Genomic DNA, 16,614 nt, shown 5'->3' on the forward strand with positions numbered 1-16,614 from the left:
GTCCGGCACCGCCCCGCTATGCCTGAGACGGGAAAGATCCCTTCGCCCCGTCCGGATGTCCGCGTCCCTTCACCGCCAATAGGCCCCCCTTCCAGTCGAGTTGATGATGTCCGCCGGGCTGCCGGGCACGTCCTGGGACCCGCCCGGTCTGCCCGCGGAAGCCGGTCCGCGCCCCTGCGGCCCGCCGGCCGCGAGGCGGTCGACGGGCTGCCGGAGGCGTACGAGGGACTGCTCAGCGCGAGCTGAAGACCGGGGTCCAGCGGCCCGGGTAGTCGTCGCTCGCCTTGCGGAAGCCGCTCAGCGGTACGACCTTGTCGGTACCGATGGTGACGAGCAGCAACTGATTGCGGAACTCACCCTTGCCGGAGCACCTCTTGGGCTCGCAGCCCCAGCCGATGAGGCGCTTGTTGTCGGCCCAGGCGAGGAGTTGCTGCACCGGTACCGTGGTGATCTGCTTGCCGGTGCGCGGGTCCAGGACTGCGGCGGCGACCGTGGTCCCGTGGCCCGCGAAATCGCCGGCCGCGAGCTTCCCGTCCGGCGAGACGCCCGCCTGTACCGATACGGCGACCTTCTCGTCCGACGGCCAGTCGGCCCGGTCGCCGTTCAGGCCGTAGTACTGGCGGAAGGGCTTGAACGGAGTGTTCGCGTAGACGAGTGTGCCGTCATGGCTCCAGGCGAAGTCCTCGCGGGAGTTGCCCGGCCATCCCATTTCATCGGTTTCGAACGGGGCCTCGTGCCATTCCGCCTTGCCTGAGTCCACATCCACGACGGTGAATCCCGTACGGCTCGACACCGGTCCGGGGGTCTTCTTGTCGTCGACGATCTGCGGGTGGTCCGCGAAGCTGCGGTCGGGGTTCTTGGCGTAGGTCGTCGCCACGAGCTTCGTGCCGTCCGGAGAGAAGGCGACGCTCGCGACCCCCTGGTCCAGCGCGATCCAGCGGTCCACCTTGCCGGTGATCAGGTCGAGCAGTCCGACGCGCTTGGCAGGCAGCTCGCCCTCCAGGACGGCTGCGGTCCGGGAGCCGGGCGCCACGTCCAGGTAGGCCCACTCGGCCTTCTCGTACGTGCCCGTCTTCTGGTCGAGCAGCCCGTACACACGCCGGAAGACGATGTCGCCGTTCGGCTGTTCGACCTTCTCGCGCACGAAGAAGGCGGACAGCACCGTGTCCCCCGCCGCGATCAGGTTCTTCGGCGGCGACTGGTCGGGGTGCCCGATGATGTCGCTCTTGTTCGTCTCGCTCGCGGGGCGCGCCTCGTGCCCGGCCCGGCCGAGGAGAGGGACGGCAACCGCGACGGCGACCGCGACGGCGGTGGCCGCCGCGAGCGACGCGAGCCTGCGGGTCCGGCTGCGGCGCCGGACGGACAGAACACGGTCGGCGAGGTACAGGGGCGCGGGCATGCTGTCCGCGGCCTCGTCTTGGAACGCGTCGCGCACCAGGTCGTCGACGTTCACGGACGCACCTCCACGGGCGAGAAGTCACGGGACGGCTGCCGCTCGGCCCCGGCGGGACCCAGCAGCTCCAATTCGGGTGCGAGGGTGCGCAGCCGGGCCAGCGAGCGATGCGTCGTGGACCGTACGGTCCCCACGGAGCACCCCAGGACCCGGGCCACCTCGGACTCCGGCAGATCCTCGAAGTAGCGGAGCACGAGCACGGTGCGCTGCCGGTCGGTGAGCCGGGCCAGCGCCCCACGCATCACGAGGCGCAGCTCGGCGGCCGACGTGGCGTCCGCCGCGGTACCCGTCGCGGTGCGCGTCTCCGGCGTTTCGGCGACGCTGAGTTCACGCCTCCGCCACTTCAGCCGCCAGCGGCTGACCTGCTGCCGGTAGAGGATCCGCCGTACGTACGCCTCCGGTTCGTCGATCCGGTTCCAGCGGCCCGCCGCCTTGACCAGCGCCGTCTGCAGCAGGTCCTCGGCAGCGTGCCGGTCCCCGCCGCTGAGGAGCACGGCCGTCCTCAGCAGCGCGGACGACCGGTTCGCCACGAACTCTCTGAAACTCTCCTGCCCTTCGGCATCCATCGTCACCTTCTCTTCCGCGGCGGACCCTGCGCCCGGCCTCTGTGCACCTGGTGACGCCCGCGCACGTCCGCTTCTATGCCTGCCGCGGTGAGAAAGATTTCAGACCCGTGTGTGCGGCGCTTCCCGGGCCCCGCCGGGGGTGCGAATCTCCCGCGACTCCACGCCGTTCCTACCGTACGTTGTCGAGGTGAGCCGACCGCTGCTGTATCTCGACGTCGACGGCCCCCTCAACCCGTACGCGGCCCAGAAGGAGCGTCGGCCCGAGGGGTACACGACGATCCGGGTCGCCCTGGAACCCGGCCGGCCGCTGCGCGTCTGGCTCCATCCCGGCCACGGCCGCGCCCTGCTCGCGCTCGGCTACGACCTGTGCTGGGCCACCACCTGGATGGACGCCGCCAATCGCTGGATCGCTCCCGTGATCGGCCTCCCCGAGCTCCCCTACGTCGACTTCACCGGCGCCCTGTTCGCCGAGCGCCCCGACGGCGTCCACTGGAAGACGGAACGCATCGTGGCCCACGCCGCGGGCCGCTCCTTCGCCTGGGTGGACGACGAACAGAGCCCGGCCGACGAGGCGTTCGTCGCCGCCCACCATCACGCGCCCGCTCTGCTCCGTCACGTCGACCCCCGACTCGGCCTGCGGGAGGCCGACTTCGAGGCCCTGAGGGAGTTCGCCAGGACGCTCGGCACCCCGGCATAGCCGAGGGCCCTCCCACGATGGCGGAAGGGCCCTGGCTTCGGCACGGAGCCGATGATCAGTTGTGGCTGTTCTAATCGCACTGCAGGTCAGGGGGTCAGCCTTCCCCCGGGGCCGTCTCGGGGCCGTCCCCGGTGCTGTCCGGGTCCCGGAAGACGCGAGCCACGGCGGCACGGGTGCGTGTCTCACTGTTCGGCATCAAGTGCGTGTACGTGCGCAGAGTGAAGCTCGGGTCGTGGTGACCCAAGTACTCGCTCAGGGCCTTGATGCTCTCCCCCGCGTCCAAGAGGACGTCGGAATTTCGCCGGGGGCGACGGCTGCAGGAGGTTCGGCAGGCCGAGGCCGACGAGAAAGCGAGGTGTCCGGGCGGCAGGTGCGCACGGTCACGCGATCACCGAGGTGTTGACGGAGTAGGGCGACAGCTTCGTGCCGATGCTCGGTGACCTTGACGGTGATGACCGCCCCCGACTGATGTTCCTGGTCAGGGGCCTTCGACCTGTGCGGTGGGTGTGGGGTCACGTGGCGCCCCTGAGCTTGTTCTTTGACCCTTTCGGCGTTCAGGGACTGAACTGGATTCAGAGTCTCAGTGGCCCGAAGGTGCCGTCTCGGAACGTGAAGACGGTCGGCTCGGTGTCGAACTCCTCGCGGAAGTACCCGCTGTAGCCAGGTTCTTCGACGTGGGGTGCGAGCAGGTCCAGGACGGTGTAGAGGTCACCCATCATGTCGTCGAGCCAGAGGTTGCGGCTGAACAGTCCCCATGCGTGGAGCTCACCACCGGGCGTGAAGCCTCGGGACTGGCGTCGTAGGGACACGAAATCGCCTCCTGGCAGGCGACTGTCCGGATCCGGGGAGAGCAGTGGATACGAGTGCTCCTCCGCGTCGAGCTCTGCGGGACGCTCGGGGGCCAGGCCGAGGTGCCATCGCAGGGCTGCCAGGACCGTGTCGGGCGTGTCGTCCCGGAGGAAGCACGTGAAGACGACTTCGTAGTGGAGGCTCACGGGAGTGCATTCTGCCCCGCGCCACTGACAGACCCAGATCATGGCCTCACAGCCGGGCTTGATCACGTTCGATCAGGGTGCCCGGGCGTCTGACGGTCTTGCCCACGTCGTAGCGGGGGGCGGGCTGCTTGTTCTTCGAGCCGAGCGGGCGACCGGGGCCTGGCCGCGACGGTTTCGGCGCACGGGCCGGGCAGTGCAGGGTCGGGCGGAGGTTCCTGAACCCCCGGCGGACCCGGGCGGGTGTGAGCCGGCCGGGCTCGGCCGGCTTCTCCCAGGGGTGGCGGAGGTCAGCGGCCGGGCGAGGCGGAGCTGGGTGTGGGCCGCGATGACCAGCCAGGTCCACCGGTCCACCACGAGGTCCGGCCCGGCTCCAGCGCGGCGACGACGGGTAGGGCCAGCCGGGCACGAACCGGGTCCGAGGACCGGCCGCTGCGGCCGTAGACGTGGCAGAGCGGTCCCGGCCAGTCGGTGCGTCCGGCCGGAGCCAGTGGGTGACGTGCACCGCCAGGACCAGGCGGACGTCGGCGGCCTCGGGCTGCGGCAGCCCGGCCGGCACCCGCCGCAGCCGCGGCACATCCACGTCCCCGCTGTTCAGCGCGTCGTACATCGCACCGTGCCCGCGCCGGTGCTCGGCCGTCAGCGTGAGGTCCACCGGCGTGGTCACCGGCCCGTCCGCGCACAGCAACGCGTCGGTCAGCTCGAACAGCGTGTCCCCGCGCACGGGCAGGCAGTCGAAGAAGTCGTCCCGGAAGTGTGACGCCGCGAACGCTTCCCGCCGGACATCGTGATGCAGCAGACTCATACGAGCCTCAGGACATGCTGCCCCGGCACACCGTCCCCGGGGCCGGGGTGCGGCCCGTGCGGAGGTAGTGGTCGATCGTCTCCGTGACGCAGCGGTTCTGCGGGTATGTGCCGTGGCCCTCCTCCTCGGCCGTCAGGAGGACGCCGACGCCGTCGCCCAGGGCGCGGGCCATGTGGCGGGCGCCGGGGTAGGGGGTGGTCGGGTCACCGGTGCCGCCGACCACCAGGACGGGGGCAGCGCCGTCGGCGTTCACCTGGAGCGTGGCGCGCTCGCCGTCGAACGGCCAGTCGTAGCAGAGGTAGACGCCGATGGACCAGGCCGCGCCGAAGGTGGGTGAGGCGGCTTTGACGCGGGCCTCGTCCCGGTCGAGGCGTTCGAAGCCGGGGCGCAGGCTGGAGTCCGCGCAGGTGATCGCGGTCAGGGCGGCGCGGCTGTTGTCGCGCGGGGTCGCCGCGCGGTCGGCGGAGCCGATGTCGTCCGCGCCCTTGCTCAGCGGACGGCCGTCGTTGTGGTCGATCAGCGCGGTGAGGGCCTTGGCGAGCGGCGCCCAGCCGTCCGTGCCGAGGTCGAGATGGTCGCTGACGGCGTACGCGAAGTCGTCGGCGTCGAGGTTCTTTCCGGCGCCGGCCGGGGCGGGCTTCTTCTCCAGACGGTCGGCCAGGCGCGCCATGCGCCGCGTGGCCTCCTCGGGCCCGTCACCGGTCGGACAGTGGCGGATACGGGCCGCGCAGTGCGCGGCGAACCGGTCGAACGCCGCCTGGACCGCCTTGACCTGCGACACCTGCTTCTCGTCGAGGTCCTCGGTCGGATCGACGGACGCTTCGAGGACGAGCCGTCCGACGTGCGACGGGTACAGGTGGGCGTAGACCGCGCCGAGCGCCGTTCCGTACGAGACGCCGAAGTAGTGCAGCCGCTCGTCGCCGAGGAGGTAGCGCATCAGGTCGAGGTCGCGCGCGGTGTGCGAGGTCCCGATGTACGGGAGGAGCGCCCCGGAGTGCTCGGCGCAGGCGTCGGCCCCGTCGTAGCCGGTGTCGTCCGCGGTCTTCCCGCATCGCACGGGGATGGTCGCGCCGACGCCGCGCGGGTCGAAGGAGACCAGGTCGTAGCGGTCGAGGAGCGGCTCGTACTCGTTGAGGAATTCGGGCAGTCCGCTCACGCCGGACACGCCGGGTCCGCCGAAGTTGAGGACGAGCGAGCCGATGCGCCGGGCGTTCGGGCCGGTGGCCTTGCGGCGGATCAGGGCGACGTCGATCGTCCTGCCGTCCGGCTTCCGGTAGTCGAGGGGGGTCTTCATGGTGGCGCAGTCGTAGCCCGTGCGCGCGGTGGGCGGCGAAGTGCAGTTGGACCAGTGGAGGTGCTGGCCGGTGGTGAGCGCGGTGGGCAGACCGACGGGCGGGTTGTTCGCGGTGAACTCCGTACGCGGCTCCGCACTCCGGCCGGGAGTGTCGTGCCGGAGCCAGGCGCTGACGGCCCCGATCGCGGCGAGGACGACCACGGCGATGATGCGCGCGCCGACCGAGAGGCCCGGTCTGCGGCTTCGTATCGGATGTGCGTCACTCATCGAAATCCCCGCACTCCCGCCCCTGCACGCCCGCCCCGTGCCCGCATGCCCGTATCCGTGATCGTCCGATCGTCCGATCGTCCGATCGTCGAATGCGTGCAGGATACAAGCCGCCTCCGACAGCACGGCCGGACGCCCGGCGCGCGATGTCCGGGGCGGCGGGCTCGTCACGGCCGGACAGCCGGTGGCGGACGGGGACACGGCTCGACCACCGGTGTGCGGGCGCCGCCCAGGCCCGACAACCGGCGGACCCACCACTCCGACGCAGCTCTCAGGTGGAACAGGCGACGACCTGCCCGACGACGGAGAAGCGCTGCTCACACTCCGGGCAGGTCGCCTCGCCGAAGGCATAGGTCAGGGCTCGCGCGACTTCCTCGTGGCCGTCGGCTAGGGCAAGGTCGTAGAGGCGCCGGCCGAGACCGTCCAGGGTGCGGGGATCGGCCGGATGGAGAGGGAAGGTCTCGACGTTGTCGGAGAGGGCGTAGTCCTCTGCCGTGCTGAAGAAGCCGCGCTCGCCGAGAATCACCCACATCGACGCGCACCCGTCGGCATCGGGGCACTCGATCTCGTATTCCTCGCTGACGACGCCCCAGATCAAGTCCTCCGCCCAGGGGATGTCGCCCTCCAGGTGCAGGACGGCCTCAACCAGATAGCAATAGTCGTTCCGGTTGGCGGCGACCTGCCGCCACCGGTTTGCGGCGTCCAGTAGGCGTGCGACTTCCGAGGCATATTCGTGCCGCAGACTTCGGGTCTCGTACCGCTGGTCGGCCTTGGCGAGAAGGGCGCCGGCCAGGTGGAGGGCGGAGGGTGCCGTGTCGGCTTTGTCAGCCGCTGCCATGTCGGCCAGCGTGCGCAGCACCATCGGATGGGCGACATCCAGAGAGCCGTTGTGGTAAAGCTCCGTCCAGAGGTCGCTCCAAGCCTGACTGTCCCGGCCGGTGGCCGCACGTTCCAGCAGGGCCTTCAGGCGGTCGGGATCGGCGTCGCCTGCACGGGGAACAGGGGAACTCGTCGTCATCTCCGTATCCAAACAGACTGCCGCAAGCACACTTTCGCCGGTGGGCCGACCGGCCGGGCGAGCCGTTGCAAGTCTGCCCGGTGACGAAGTTGTTCCGCTGACATCCACCACTGACATCAACGCCCACGGACAGTGGTGGCGGCCAGCAACCATGTGCGGGGCTCGTGCGCACAGGGGCTGCCCTTGCATCGAGCCCTGCCCGAACTTACAAGGCAGGTGTCAACGCACGAGCGCCCTCCCGGGCCGTCCTGGGGCCGTGGAAGGGCGCTCAACGATGACCAGCGTCGACAACTGCCGACAGCGCAGCAGCAGGTCAGGGCGCTGATCGGTCAGGCGGCCGCAAGTCACGGCCGCCGAGGATCAGTTGTGGCTGTGCAGGACCTCGTTCAGGCCGCCCCAGACCGCGTTGTTCGGGCGCGCCTCGACGGTCCCGGTGACCGAGTTGCGGCGGAACAGGATGTTCGACGCCCCGGACAGGTCGCGGGCCTTGACGATGTCTCCGTCGGGCATCGTCACGCGCGTGCCGGCGGTGACGTAGAGCCCGGCCTCGACCACGCACTCGTCGCCGAGGGCGATGCCGACGCCCGCCTCCGCGCCGACGAGGCAGCGCTCGCCGATGGTGATGCGGACGTTGCCGCCGCCCGAGAGGGTGCCCATGGTGGACGCGCCGCCGCCGATGTCCGAACCGTCGCCGACGACGACACCGGCGGAGATACGGCCCTCGACCATGGAGGTGCCGAGCGTGCCCGCGTTGAAGTTCACGAAGCCCTCGTGCATGACGGTCGTGCCCTCGGCGAGGTGCGCGCCGAGGCGGACCCGGTCGGCGTCGGCGATGCGGACGCCCTTGGGCGCGACATAGTCCGTCATGCGCGGGAACTTGTCGATGGAGGTCACCTGGAGGTGCAGACCGGCGGCGCGCGCGTTCAGCCGGACCCTCTCGACGTCGTCGACGGCGACCGGGCCGAGCGAGGTCCAGGCGACGTTGGCGAGCAGCCCGAACACGCCGTCCAGGTTCTGGCCGTGCGGCTTGACCAGCCGGTGCGAGAGAAGGTGCAGGCGCAGGTACGCGTCGTGCGCGTCGAGCGGCTTGTCGTCCAGGGACGCGATGACCGTACGGACCGCGACCACCTCGACGCCACGGCGGGCGTCGGGGCCGATCGCCTGCGCGGCTCCCTCGCCGAGCAGTTCCACGGCGCGCTCGGCGGACAGTCGCTCGGTACCGGCCGGGCCGGGCTCGGCGGACAGTTCGGGGGCGGGGAACCAGGTGTCGAGAACGGTGCCGTCGGCGGTGAGGGTGGCGAGCCCGGCGGCGACGGCGCCGGTGGTACGAGAAGCAGTCGTGTCGGTCATGGGTGAAACCTAACTTGGCGGGGGCCGCCCGGGCGAACCGGTACGCGGGACGTCTCAGGTACCGGGCGAACCAGCACACGGGACGTCTCAGGTACCGGGCGAACCGGTACGCGGGACGTCTCAGGTACCGGGCGGCAGGACCCGTGCCAGCACCTCGCGCGCGTACGCCTCGTCGTACGACGTCCCCGTCAGCAGCACCTGGAGGCAGATCCCGTCGAGCAGGGCGACGAGCGCCCGCGCGGTGACCGGGTCCGTCCGCCGGGTCAGCGGTTCGACGAGGCCGTCGATCCACTCGGCGGCGACCGGACGCAGGGCGGGTCTGCGGAGGGCGGCGAGGTAGAGCTCGTACTCCAGCTCCACGCCCGTCCGGTCACCGGCCAGCCACTCGCCGATCAGCCCGGCGAGCTCGGCGGCCAGGTCGGCACGGGTGTCCTCCAGGGCGCCGCGCGCGGTGAGCACCTTGGCGAAGCCCTCGTTCGCCTGGCGCAGGGCGGCGACCATGAGTTCGTCGAGGGTCCTGAAGTGGTACGTGGTGGAGCCGAGCGGCACGTCGGCCTCGGCGGCGACGGAGCGATGACTCAGCCCGGCGATGCCCTTGGCCCCCACGACGCGGATCGCCGCGTCGATGATCCGCTGTCGCCGCTCGGGGTCGTACCGGCGCGCCATCAGGGGCCGCCGTCCGCCGCGCCGGACGCGGCCATCAGTGCGCCCCGCCCAGGTTCAGCAGCACGACTCCGCCGATGATCAGCACGATCCCGGCGGCCTTCGCGGCCGTGAGTCCCTCGCCGAGGAACAGCATGCCGATCGCCGCGATGGCGGCGGTGCCGACGCCGGCCCAGATCGCGTAGGCCGTGCCGACCGAGACGGTCTTCAGGGTCTGCGCGAGCAGCGCGAAGGCGACGACGTACCCGAGGACGGTCAGCAGCGACGGCCACAGCCTGCTGAAGCCTTCCGTGTACTTCATCGCGGTGGTCGCGCCGACCTCCGCCGCGATGGCTCCGGCGAGCAGTGCGTATCCCATGCGTACGAGTGTACACATCGATACGTACGCCCGTACATAAAGCGATCCCGCAAACCCCATGGGCACCATGCACCCCACCGGATATCGTTCGCGATCACAGTGGGGGCCGGAATCGCACAGATTCCCGAAGGCAATGGAGCGCACGAGGCATGTCGGACAGTTCTGGGTGGGGACCGTCGGGGCCGTACGGAGGTCCTCCGGGCGGCTGGGGCTGGATGCCGCCGCCACCGCCACCTCCCAAGCCCGGGGTGATCCCCCTCGCCCCGCTCGGAGTGGACACGGTCCTCGGCGGCGCCTTCGTCACGATGCGCCGTTACGCGCGACCGCTGTTCGGACTCGCCGCGCTGGCCTGCCTGGTCCTGGTGGCCCTGACCGTGGGCCTGGGGAGCATCGCCTACACCTCGGAGGCGGACCATCTGCACCGGCTCTTCAAGGGGTCCGGTACGGCGGAGTGGGCCGACGCCCGACCCGTACTGATCACGTTCGGCGCCCTGTGGGTCGTCGGGATGCTGGCCACCCTGGTGGCCAACGCCTTCATGCAGGCCTCGTCCGCGGCGACGCTCCACGAGGCCGTCCTCGGGCGGCGGGCCCGCATCGGAGCCGTCTGGCGACGCGCCTGGCCGCGCACGCCGTCCGTGCTCGGCGTGACGCTGCTGATGAGCCTGATCATGCTGATTCCGATGGCGCTGTTCGCCCTGCTCGCCATGGCACTGCTCGCGTCCCTGGCCTCCGAGCCGTTCCTGCCCGCCGGGGTCGCCTTCCTGCTCCTGCTGCTCTCGGTGCCCCTGACGGTCTGGCTGTACGTCCTGTTCAGCTTCGCCCCGGCCGCCGCCGTGCTGGAGGCCGCCTCTCCCCTGACCGCGATGCGGCGTTCGGTGCGGCTGATGCGCGGCGCGTGGTGGCGCACCTTCGGAATCTCGCTGCTCGGCGGCCTGATCGTGGTCATCGCGTCGCTCGTGGTCAGACTGCCGATCATTTTCGCCATGCCGAGCCCGCAGCCGTACGACCCGTCGACGCCGCCGCACACGGACTTCGCGGACACCTTCGGCCAGTCCGTGCCCGACCTAGGGCCCTACCTGGTGCTCACGGTGATCGCGGGCATCTTCACCCAGCTGTTCTCCATGGTGTTCATGCCCCTGGTGACGAATCTGCTGTACATCGACCAGCGCATCCGCCGGGAGGGCCTGGCGGACGTACTGATACGCGTGGCCGGGGTCCCGGAGACGCACGGCGGGCCGGAGACGCACGGCGGGCCGGAGGCGCCGGGCGCTCCGGGTGGGCCCGGCTCGGTCCACTAGCGACACCTTCGGCCTCAGCACACAGAACTCGTCGCCCTCGGGATCGGCGAGGACGACCCAGCCGGCGTCCTCGCCCCGTCCCACGCCCTCCCGGCGCACCCCGAGCGCGAGGATCCGCCAACTCCTCTGTACTGCCGGGTAATTCACCGGCATCACTCCGGGAAACGACTGCTCAGAAGTCACCGGTTCCACTACTGTTTCACCAGTCGCACACCGGGTCTCCATGACCGCTCCCGCTCCGTGTGCCACACCTTCCTCACCTCGCGTCGCCCTCTCGCGCGCTCACCCTCCCCCTTAGGAACGCGTATGCCCGAAGTGACGCCCGGGTCCGGGCCCGACCGGCCCGGCCCCTCCCGGGAGTTGACGCCCTGGCGCCCCACCCCGCACGGCGCGCCCTACCCGGTGACCACCGATCTCGTTCCGGTACCCAGGGCGCCCTGGGAGAGGACCGGCGACGAGGGCGGCAGGCTGCCCGGGACGCGCCGGCTCTGGCTGGCCGGAGGGCTCGCGGTGGCCGTGACCATCGCCGCCGTGACCGTGATCACCGTACAGAGCAACCGTCCTGACGATCCATCACAGAATCGCGCGGACAACAGGACCCTGGCCGACACGGCGAACCCCTTCATCCCCGGCGCCCCCACCGCGCCCGCCGGAGCGACCACGGCCCCGGTGGGCAAGGACGCGCTGTCCTCGCCCGGGACCACGCGCTCGGCCTCATCGGATTCCGCCTCGAGCGGTTCCGCCTCGCCCGGGCCGTCGGATCAGGGCTCCGGCGGCCGTTCCGTCCCCGGAACATCCGCGCCCGCCGCCTCCGGCGCCGCTTCCCCGCCCCCGCCGGCCTCCTCGCGGACGTCGGTCCAGGCGGTCAACTACCCCGACCGTTTCTGGCATCTGAGCGACGGAAAGGTCCGGCTCGACCCGGTGGGCCCGGACAGCTCGGCCACGACCCGGCGGGCCGCCAGCTTCAAGGTGGTCGCGGGACTGGCGAGATCCTCCTGCTACTCCTTCGCCGCCACCGACGGCTCCTACCTGCGCCACCGCGACTTCGTCCTGCGCGCCGACCGCTACGACGGCTCCGCCCTCTTCCGGAAGGACGCGACCTTCTGCCCCCGCGCGTCCTCCTCCTCGGGCGCCGTCATGCTGGAGGCGGTCAACTACCCGGGCCGTTTCCTGCGGCACCGCGACTTCCAGCTCCGTCTGGAGCGTTCCGAGGACAGCAGGCTCTACCGGGCGGACTCGGCGTTCCGCCTGGTGCGGGGCTGGGCCTGAGACCGGGGCGTCCCGCCGGGAGAAGCACGATGGGGCGGCACCCGAAGGTGCCGCCCCATGCGAGGTAACGAAGTACCGAAGTACCCAGGCACCGAAGTGCGAAGTGCCGTAGCCCCTGAGGACTCAGACGTTGAAGCCGAGCGCCCTAAGCTGCTCGCGGCCGTCGTCCGTGATCTTGTCCGGGCCCCACGGCGGCATCCAGACCCAGTTGATGCGCAGTTCGTTGACGAGGCCGTCCGTGGCGGACTTGGCCTGGTCCTCGATGACGTCGGTGAGCGGACAGGCCGCGGACGTCAGGGTCATGTCGATCGTCGCGATGTTCGCGTCGTCGATGTGAATGCCGTAGATGAGCCCGAGGTTGACGACGTCGATGCCCAGCTCGGGGTCGACGACGTCATAGAGCGCCTCGCGGACCTCTTCCTCGGAGGCCGGCTTCGTCGTCAGGATCTCGCCCGACGCCACAGCGGTCTCGTCCGCCGTCACAGCGGTCTCCTCCGATGTCACAGTGTTGTCGCTCATGCCGTCTTCCTCTCGGCGCTCTCGCCCAGAGCCTGGGCCGTCGCGTCCTTCCACGCCATCCAGCTGAGGAGGGCGCACTTGACCCGGGCCGGGTACTTGGAGACACCGGCGAACGCGACAGCGTCCTCCAGCACCTCCTCCATCGCGTCGTCGGGCTCGATCCGGCCCTTGGACTGCATCAGTTCCAGGAAGGTCTCCTGGATCTTCTGCGCGTCAGACACGTCCTTGCCGACCAGGAGATCGTTCAGTACGGACGCCGAGGCCTGGCTGATCGAGCAGCCCTGCCCCTCGTACGAGATGTCCTCGATCCGCTCGCCGTCGTACTTCACGCGCAGGGTGATCTCGTCACCGCACGTGGGATTGACGTGGTGCACCTCGGCGTCGCCATCCCGGAGACCGCGCCCGTGCGGGTGCTTGTAGTGGTCCAGGATGACTTCCTGGTACATCGAATCCAGCTTCACGTTCCCAGCCAGCCCCTCAGCCGAAGAAGTTCCGTACGTGCTCCAGGCCGTCGACCAGAGCGTCGATCTCGGCCGGCGTGGAGTACAGATAGAACGACGCTCGCGTCGTCGCAGGAATTCCGTACCTCAGGCAGACCGGACGGGCGCAGTGGTGACCGACCCGGACCGCGATGCCCTGCTCGTCGAGGACCTGGCCCACGTCGTGCGGGTGGATGTCGCCCAGCGTGAACGAGATCGCGGCGCCGCGGTCCTCGGCCGTGGTGGGGCCGATGATCCTGAGGTCGGGGACCTCCGCGAGCCGCTTCACCGCGTACTCGGTGAGGGCGTGCTCGTGGGCGAGGATCTTGTCCATGCCGATCGACGAGAGATAGTCGATCGCCGCGCCCAGACCGACCGCCTGCGCGATCGGCGGGGTGCCCGCCTCGAACTTGTGCGGCGCCGGGGCGTACGTCGACGAGTGCATCGACACGGTCTCGATCATCTCGCCGCCGCCGAGGAACGGCGGAAGGTCCTCGAGGAGCTCCTGGCGGCCCCAGAGGACGCCGATCCCCGTCGGACCGCACATCTTGTGACCGGTGAAGGCCACGAAGTCGGCCTGGAGGGCCTGGACGTCGAGGGGCATGTGGGGCGCGGCCTGCGACGCGTCGATCAGGACCAGGGCGCCGACCTCCTGGGCGCGGCGCACTATCGCCTCGACCGGGTTCACGGTGCCCAGGATGTTCGAGACCAGCACGAAGGAGACGATCTTCGTCTTCTCCGTGATGACCTCGTCGATGTTCGACAGGTCGAGGCGTCCGTCGTCGGTGAGGCCGAACCACTTCAGCTTCGCGCCGGTGCGCTGCGACAGCAGCTGCCACGGGACGATGTTGGAGTGGTGCTCCATCTCCGTGATGACGATCTCGGTCTCGTGGTCGACCCGGTAGGGCTCGTCGGCCCAGCCCAGCATGTTGGCCACGAGGTTGAGCGACTCGGAGGCGTTCTTGGTGAAGATCACCTCGTCGCGGCTCGGCGCGTTGATGAACGCGGCGACCTTGTCGCGCGCGCCCTCGTACAGCGCCGTGGCCTCCTCGGCGAGCACATGCACACCGCGGTGGACGTTGGCGTTGTAGCGCTCGTAGTAGCCACTGAGGGCGTCCAGTACCTGGCGCGGCTTCTGCGAGGTCGCCGCGTTGTCCAGGTACACCAGCTTCTTACCGTCGTGGACCTGGCGGTCCAGGATGGGGAAGTCCTTGCGGATCGCCTCGGTGTCGAGGAGGCCCGGCAGCTGTGTCACGCGGATACGCCACCCTTCGCGTCGACTGCGTACGACTCGTAGCCCTCGTTCTCCAGCTTGTCGGCGAGCTCGGCACCGCCGGACTCGACGATGCGGCCGCCGGAGAAGACGTGCACGAAGTCGGGCTTGATGTAGCGCAGGATGCGCGTGTAGTGGGTGATGAGCAGGGTGCCCACCTCGCCGGTCTCGCGGACGCGGTTGACGCCCTCGGAGACGACGCGCAGGGCGTCGACGTCCAGGCCGGAGTCGGTCTCGTCGAGGATCGCGATCTTCGGCTTGAGCAGCTCCAGCTGAAGGATCTCGTGGCGCTTCTTCTCACCGCCGGAGAAGCCCTCGTTGACGTTGCGCTCGGCGAAGGCCGGGTCCATGGAGAGGCGCTCCATGGTCTCCTTGACCTCCTTGACCCACGTACGCAGCTTGGGGGCCTCGCCGCGGACGGCGGTGGCGGAGGTGCGCAGGAAGTTGGAGACCGAGACGCCGGGAATCTCGACCGGGTACTGCATCGCCAGGAACAGGCCCGCGCGGGCGCGCTCGTCGACGGACATCTCGAGGACGTCCTCGCCGTCGAGGGTGACGGTGCCGCTCGTGATCGTGTACTTCGGGTGGCCCGCGAGCGAGTAGGCGAGGGTCGACTTGCCCGAGCCGTTGGGGCCCATGATGGCGTGCGTCTCGCCCTGCTTCACGGTCAGGTCGACGCCCTTGAGGATCTCCTTCGTGGCGTTGTCGGCCTCGACGGTGACGTGCAGGTCGTGGATTTCAAGCGTTGCCATGGGTTCCTCAGGACTCCTGGTTGAGGGAGACGAGCACGTCGTCCCCTTCGATCTGTACGGGGTATACGGGGACGGGGCGCGTCGCGGGAAGGCCGGACGGCTTGCCGGTGCGGAGGTCGAACGCGGAGCCGTGCAGCCAGCACTCGATCTGACAGTCCTCCACCTCGCCCTCGGAGAGCGAGACGTTCGCGTGCGAGCAGATGTCGTTGATCGCGAACACCTCCCCCTCGGTCTTCACGACCGAGACCGGCGTGCCGTCGAGTTCCACCCGCTTCGGGGTGTTCTCCTCCAGCTCGCTCAGCCCACAGACGCGCACGAAGGTGCCGGGCATCAGAGCGACGCCTCCAGCTCCTCGTCGATCTTCACGAGAAGGCGCTCTTCGATGTCGTCGACACCGATCTGCTGGACCAGCTCGGCGAAGAAGCCGCGGACCACCAGACGCCGGGCCTCGTCGGCCGGGATGCCGCGGGCCATCAGGTAGAAGAGCTGCTCGTCGTCGAAGCGGCCGGTCGCGGAGGCGTGGCCGGCGCCGACGATCTCGCCGGTCTCGATCTCCAGGTTCGGCACGGAGTCGACGCGGGCGCCGTCGGTCAGAACCAGGTTGCGGTTCATCTCGTAGGTGTCCGTGCCCTCGGCCTTGGCCTCGATGAGGACGTCGCCGATCCACACCGCGTGCGCGCCCTCGCCCTGGAGCGCGCCCTTGTAGGCGACGTTCGACTTGCAGTGCGGGGTGTTGTGGTCGACCAGGAGGCGGTGCTCCTGGTGCTGACCGGCGTCCGTGAAGTACAGGCCGAAGAGCTCGGCCTCGCCGCCGGTGCCCGCGTAGGCGACGCGCGGGTGCAGGCGTACGAGGTCGCCGCCGAAGGTGACCACGAACGACTTGAAGGTGGCGTCGCGGCCGATCAGCGCGTTGTGCTGGCCGACGTGCACGGCCTTGTCGTCCCAGTCCTGGACGGAGACGACGGTCAGCTTGGCGCCGTCACCGAGGACGTAGTCGACGTTGGCGGCGAGCACCGCGTCACCGGTGTGGTCGATGACGACGACGGCCTCGGCGAAGGCTCCCAGCTCGATGACCTGGTGGCCGTAGGCGACCCCGCCCTCGCCGTGCACGGCGATCCGGATGGGCTCGGTGAGCACCGTCTCCTTGGGGACGGTGACGACACCGGCCTTCTCGAACGCCGAGTACGCCTGGGCGGCGACGCGGTCCACCGGGGTGCCGGCCTTGCCGATCCGCGCGTCGTCACGCGCGACGGTCTCGACGGTGACGCCCTCGGGGGCCTGCACGTCGATCCGCACGCCTTCGCCGGTCGCGACGGCGGTGCCGTCATGCAGCCCGCGCAGGCGCTCCAGCGGGGTGAACCGCCACTCCTCCTCGCGGCCGTGGGGGACCGGGAAGTCCGCCACGTCGAAGGAGGGGGGCGCGCTCATGCGCGTGGCGACGGTCGACTCGGCGGCCACCGCGATCTGGCCGGCGGTCGTGCTGCCCACCGGAATGTTCTGAGCCTCAGCCATGGCTGTCGGTCTGCTCGCTTTCTTACGTGAGTGGCTTGATGGGGACGGC

At 70.1% G+C, this 16,614-nt stretch carries 17 protein-coding genes and 2 pseudogenes; 3 read left to right on the forward strand and 16 right to left on the reverse strand.

What is annotated here, in order from left to right; translation table 11 throughout:
• Window positions 1-232: 232 nt before the first annotated feature.
• Together OG788_RS12980 and OG788_RS12985 are read right to left on the reverse strand one after the other, a co-directional pair.
• Entirely contained in the window at window positions 233-1,453 is a 1,221-nt protein-coding gene (locus OG788_RS12980) for a WD40 repeat domain-containing protein (RefSeq protein ID WP_406370857.1), read from the reverse strand.
• The gene (locus OG788_RS12985) at window positions 1,450-2,019 is read right to left on the reverse strand and encodes a SigE family RNA polymerase sigma factor (protein ID WP_406370859.1); all 570 of its coding nucleotides are present in this window, start codon (window positions 2,017-2,019) and stop codon (window positions 1,450-1,452) included. Before OG788_RS12985 ends, OG788_RS12980 begins: the two co-directional genes overlap by 4 nt.
• 187 nt (window positions 2,020-2,206) lie before the next feature.
• On the opposite strand from OG788_RS12985, the gene OG788_RS12990 reads away from it, so the two are divergent.
• Window positions 2,207-2,716: a hypothetical protein gene (locus OG788_RS12990; RefSeq protein WP_406370861.1), complete on the forward strand. Its 510-nt coding sequence runs from the start codon at window positions 2,207-2,209 to the stop codon at window positions 2,714-2,716.
• A 572-nt stretch (window positions 2,717-3,288) separates the two neighbouring features.
• Here the strand turns inward: OG788_RS12990 and OG788_RS12995 are convergent.
• The 7 genes and pseudogenes from OG788_RS12995 to OG788_RS13025 form a co-directional block, all read right to left on the reverse strand.
• Complete coding sequence (locus OG788_RS12995) at window positions 3,289-3,711, reverse strand: hypothetical protein (RefSeq protein ID WP_406370863.1); 423 nt, start codon at window positions 3,709-3,711, stop codon at window positions 3,289-3,291.
• A gap of 46 nt (window positions 3,712-3,757) precedes the next feature.
• Window positions 3,758-4,513 (reverse strand): annotated as a pseudogene (locus OG788_RS13000) (transposase).
• Window positions 4,514-4,520: 7 nt separating this feature from the next.
• On the reverse strand, window positions 4,521-6,074 hold the full coding sequence (locus tag OG788_RS13005; RefSeq protein WP_406370865.1) for an alpha/beta hydrolase: 1,554 nt from the start codon (window positions 6,072-6,074) through the stop codon (window positions 4,521-4,523).
• Between the two features lie 271 nt (window positions 6,075-6,345).
• Window positions 6,346-7,092 carry a hypothetical protein gene (locus tag OG788_RS13010; protein WP_406370867.1) on the reverse strand — a complete coding sequence of 249 codons (747 nt, stop codon included), beginning with the start codon at window positions 7,090-7,092 and terminating at the stop codon, window positions 6,346-6,348.
• A 360-nt stretch (window positions 7,093-7,452) separates the two neighbouring features.
• Window positions 7,453-8,442 carry a 2,3,4,5-tetrahydropyridine-2,6-dicarboxylate N-succinyltransferase gene (gene dapD, locus OG788_RS13015; protein WP_406370869.1) on the reverse strand — a complete coding sequence of 330 codons (990 nt, stop codon included), beginning with the start codon at window positions 8,440-8,442 and terminating at the stop codon, window positions 7,453-7,455.
• Window positions 8,443-8,562: 120 nt separating this feature from the next.
• Window positions 8,563-9,108: a TetR/AcrR family transcriptional regulator gene (locus OG788_RS13020; RefSeq protein ID WP_406370871.1), complete on the reverse strand. Its 546-nt coding sequence runs from the start codon at window positions 9,106-9,108 to the stop codon at window positions 8,563-8,565.
• 34 nt (window positions 9,109-9,142) lie between these two features.
• Window positions 9,143-9,463, reverse strand: coding sequence for a DMT family transporter (locus OG788_RS13025; protein WP_406370873.1), 321 nt, complete (start codon window positions 9,461-9,463; stop codon window positions 9,143-9,145).
• A gap of 149 nt (window positions 9,464-9,612) precedes the next feature.
• Between OG788_RS13025 and OG788_RS13030 the strand changes: the two genes are divergently transcribed.
• Entirely contained in the window at window positions 9,613-10,761 is a 1,149-nt protein-coding gene (locus OG788_RS13030) for an oxidoreductase (RefSeq protein WP_406370875.1), read from the forward strand.
• Here the strand turns inward: OG788_RS13030 and OG788_RS13035 are convergent.
• Window positions 10,753-10,878: pseudogene (locus tag OG788_RS13035) on the reverse strand (VOC family protein); the annotation flags it as partial. The gene OG788_RS13030 and the pseudogene OG788_RS13035 overlap by 9 nt on opposite strands.
• A gap of 189 nt (window positions 10,879-11,067) precedes the next feature.
• Between OG788_RS13035 and OG788_RS13040 the strand changes: the two are divergent.
• Window positions 11,068-12,030 carry an AbfB domain-containing protein gene (locus OG788_RS13040; RefSeq protein WP_406370876.1) on the forward strand — a complete coding sequence of 321 codons (963 nt, stop codon included), beginning with the start codon at window positions 11,068-11,070 and terminating at the stop codon, window positions 12,028-12,030.
• 123 nt (window positions 12,031-12,153) lie between these two features.
• On the opposite strand, the gene OG788_RS13045 is transcribed toward OG788_RS13040, so the two are convergent.
• From OG788_RS13045 to sufD, 6 genes are read right to left on the reverse strand one after another with little or no spacing between them, the layout of a single operon-like run.
• Window positions 12,154-12,492 carry a metal-sulfur cluster assembly factor gene (locus OG788_RS13045; protein ID WP_266765628.1) on the reverse strand — a complete coding sequence of 113 codons (339 nt, stop codon included), beginning with the start codon at window positions 12,490-12,492 and terminating at the stop codon, window positions 12,154-12,156.
• A gap of 53 nt (window positions 12,493-12,545) precedes the next feature.
• The gene (sufU, locus tag OG788_RS13050) at window positions 12,546-13,010 is read right to left on the reverse strand and encodes a Fe-S cluster assembly sulfur transfer protein SufU (protein WP_151470345.1); all 465 of its coding nucleotides are present in this window, start codon (window positions 13,008-13,010) and stop codon (window positions 12,546-12,548) included.
• A 16-nt stretch (window positions 13,011-13,026) separates the two neighbouring features.
• Window positions 13,027-14,283: a cysteine desulfurase gene (locus tag OG788_RS13055; RefSeq protein ID WP_351546307.1), complete on the reverse strand. Its 1,257-nt coding sequence runs from the start codon at window positions 14,281-14,283 to the stop codon at window positions 13,027-13,029.
• On the reverse strand, window positions 14,280-15,053 hold the full coding sequence (sufC, locus tag OG788_RS13060) for a Fe-S cluster assembly ATPase SufC (protein WP_351129415.1): 774 nt from the start codon (window positions 15,051-15,053) through the stop codon (window positions 14,280-14,282). Before sufC ends, OG788_RS13055 begins: the two co-directional genes overlap by 4 nt.
• A gap of 7 nt (window positions 15,054-15,060) precedes the next feature.
• Window positions 15,061-15,384: a bifunctional 3-phenylpropionate/cinnamic acid dioxygenase ferredoxin subunit gene (locus tag OG788_RS13065; protein WP_261703358.1), complete on the reverse strand. Its 324-nt coding sequence runs from the start codon at window positions 15,382-15,384 to the stop codon at window positions 15,061-15,063.
• Complete coding sequence (gene sufD, locus OG788_RS13070; protein WP_406370878.1) at window positions 15,384-16,565, reverse strand: Fe-S cluster assembly protein SufD; 1,182 nt, start codon at window positions 16,563-16,565, stop codon at window positions 15,384-15,386. The genes OG788_RS13065 and sufD overlap by 1 nt, the downstream gene beginning before the upstream one ends.
• Window positions 16,566-16,614 lie beyond the last annotated feature (49 nt).

This window comes from Streptomyces sp. NBC_00647 (assembly GCF_045207245.1).
Taxonomy (GTDB): domain Bacteria; phylum Actinomycetota; class Actinomycetes; order Streptomycetales; family Streptomycetaceae; genus Streptomyces.

Coding starts and splice junctions, on each gene's coding strand:
- OG788_RS12985 (WP_406370859.1), bottom strand. CDS start 2,019: ATGGATGCCGAAGGGCAGGAGAGTTTCAGAGAGTTCGTGGCGAACCGG.
- OG788_RS13005 (WP_406370865.1), bottom strand. CDS start 6,074: ATGAGTGACGCACATCCGATACGAAGCCGCAGACCGGGCCTCTCGGTC.
- OG788_RS13010 (WP_406370867.1), bottom strand. CDS start 7,092: ATGACGACGAGTTCCCCTGTTCCCCGTGCAGGCGACGCCGATCCCGAC.
- dapD (WP_406370869.1), bottom strand. CDS start 8,442: ATGACCGACACGACTGCTTCTCGTACCACCGGCGCCGTCGCCGCCGGG.
- OG788_RS13020 (WP_406370871.1), bottom strand. CDS start 9,108: ATGGCGCGCCGGTACGACCCCGAGCGGCGACAGCGGATCATCGACGCG.
- OG788_RS13025 (WP_406370873.1), bottom strand. CDS start 9,463: ATGGGATACGCACTGCTCGCCGGAGCCATCGCGGCGGAGGTCGGCGCG.
- OG788_RS13030 (WP_406370875.1), top strand. CDS start 9,613: ATGTCGGACAGTTCTGGGTGGGGACCGTCGGGGCCGTACGGAGGTCCT.
- OG788_RS13040 (WP_406370876.1), top strand. CDS start 11,068: ATGCCCGAAGTGACGCCCGGGTCCGGGCCCGACCGGCCCGGCCCCTCC.
- sufC (WP_351129415.1), bottom strand. CDS start 15,053: ATGGCAACGCTTGAAATCCACGACCTGCACGTCACCGTCGAGGCCGAC.
- OG788_RS13065 (WP_261703358.1), bottom strand. CDS start 15,384: ATGCCCGGCACCTTCGTGCGCGTCTGTGGGCTGAGCGAGCTGGAGGAG.
- sufD (WP_406370878.1), bottom strand. CDS start 16,565: ATGGCTGAGGCTCAGAACATTCCGGTGGGCAGCACGACCGCCGGCCAG.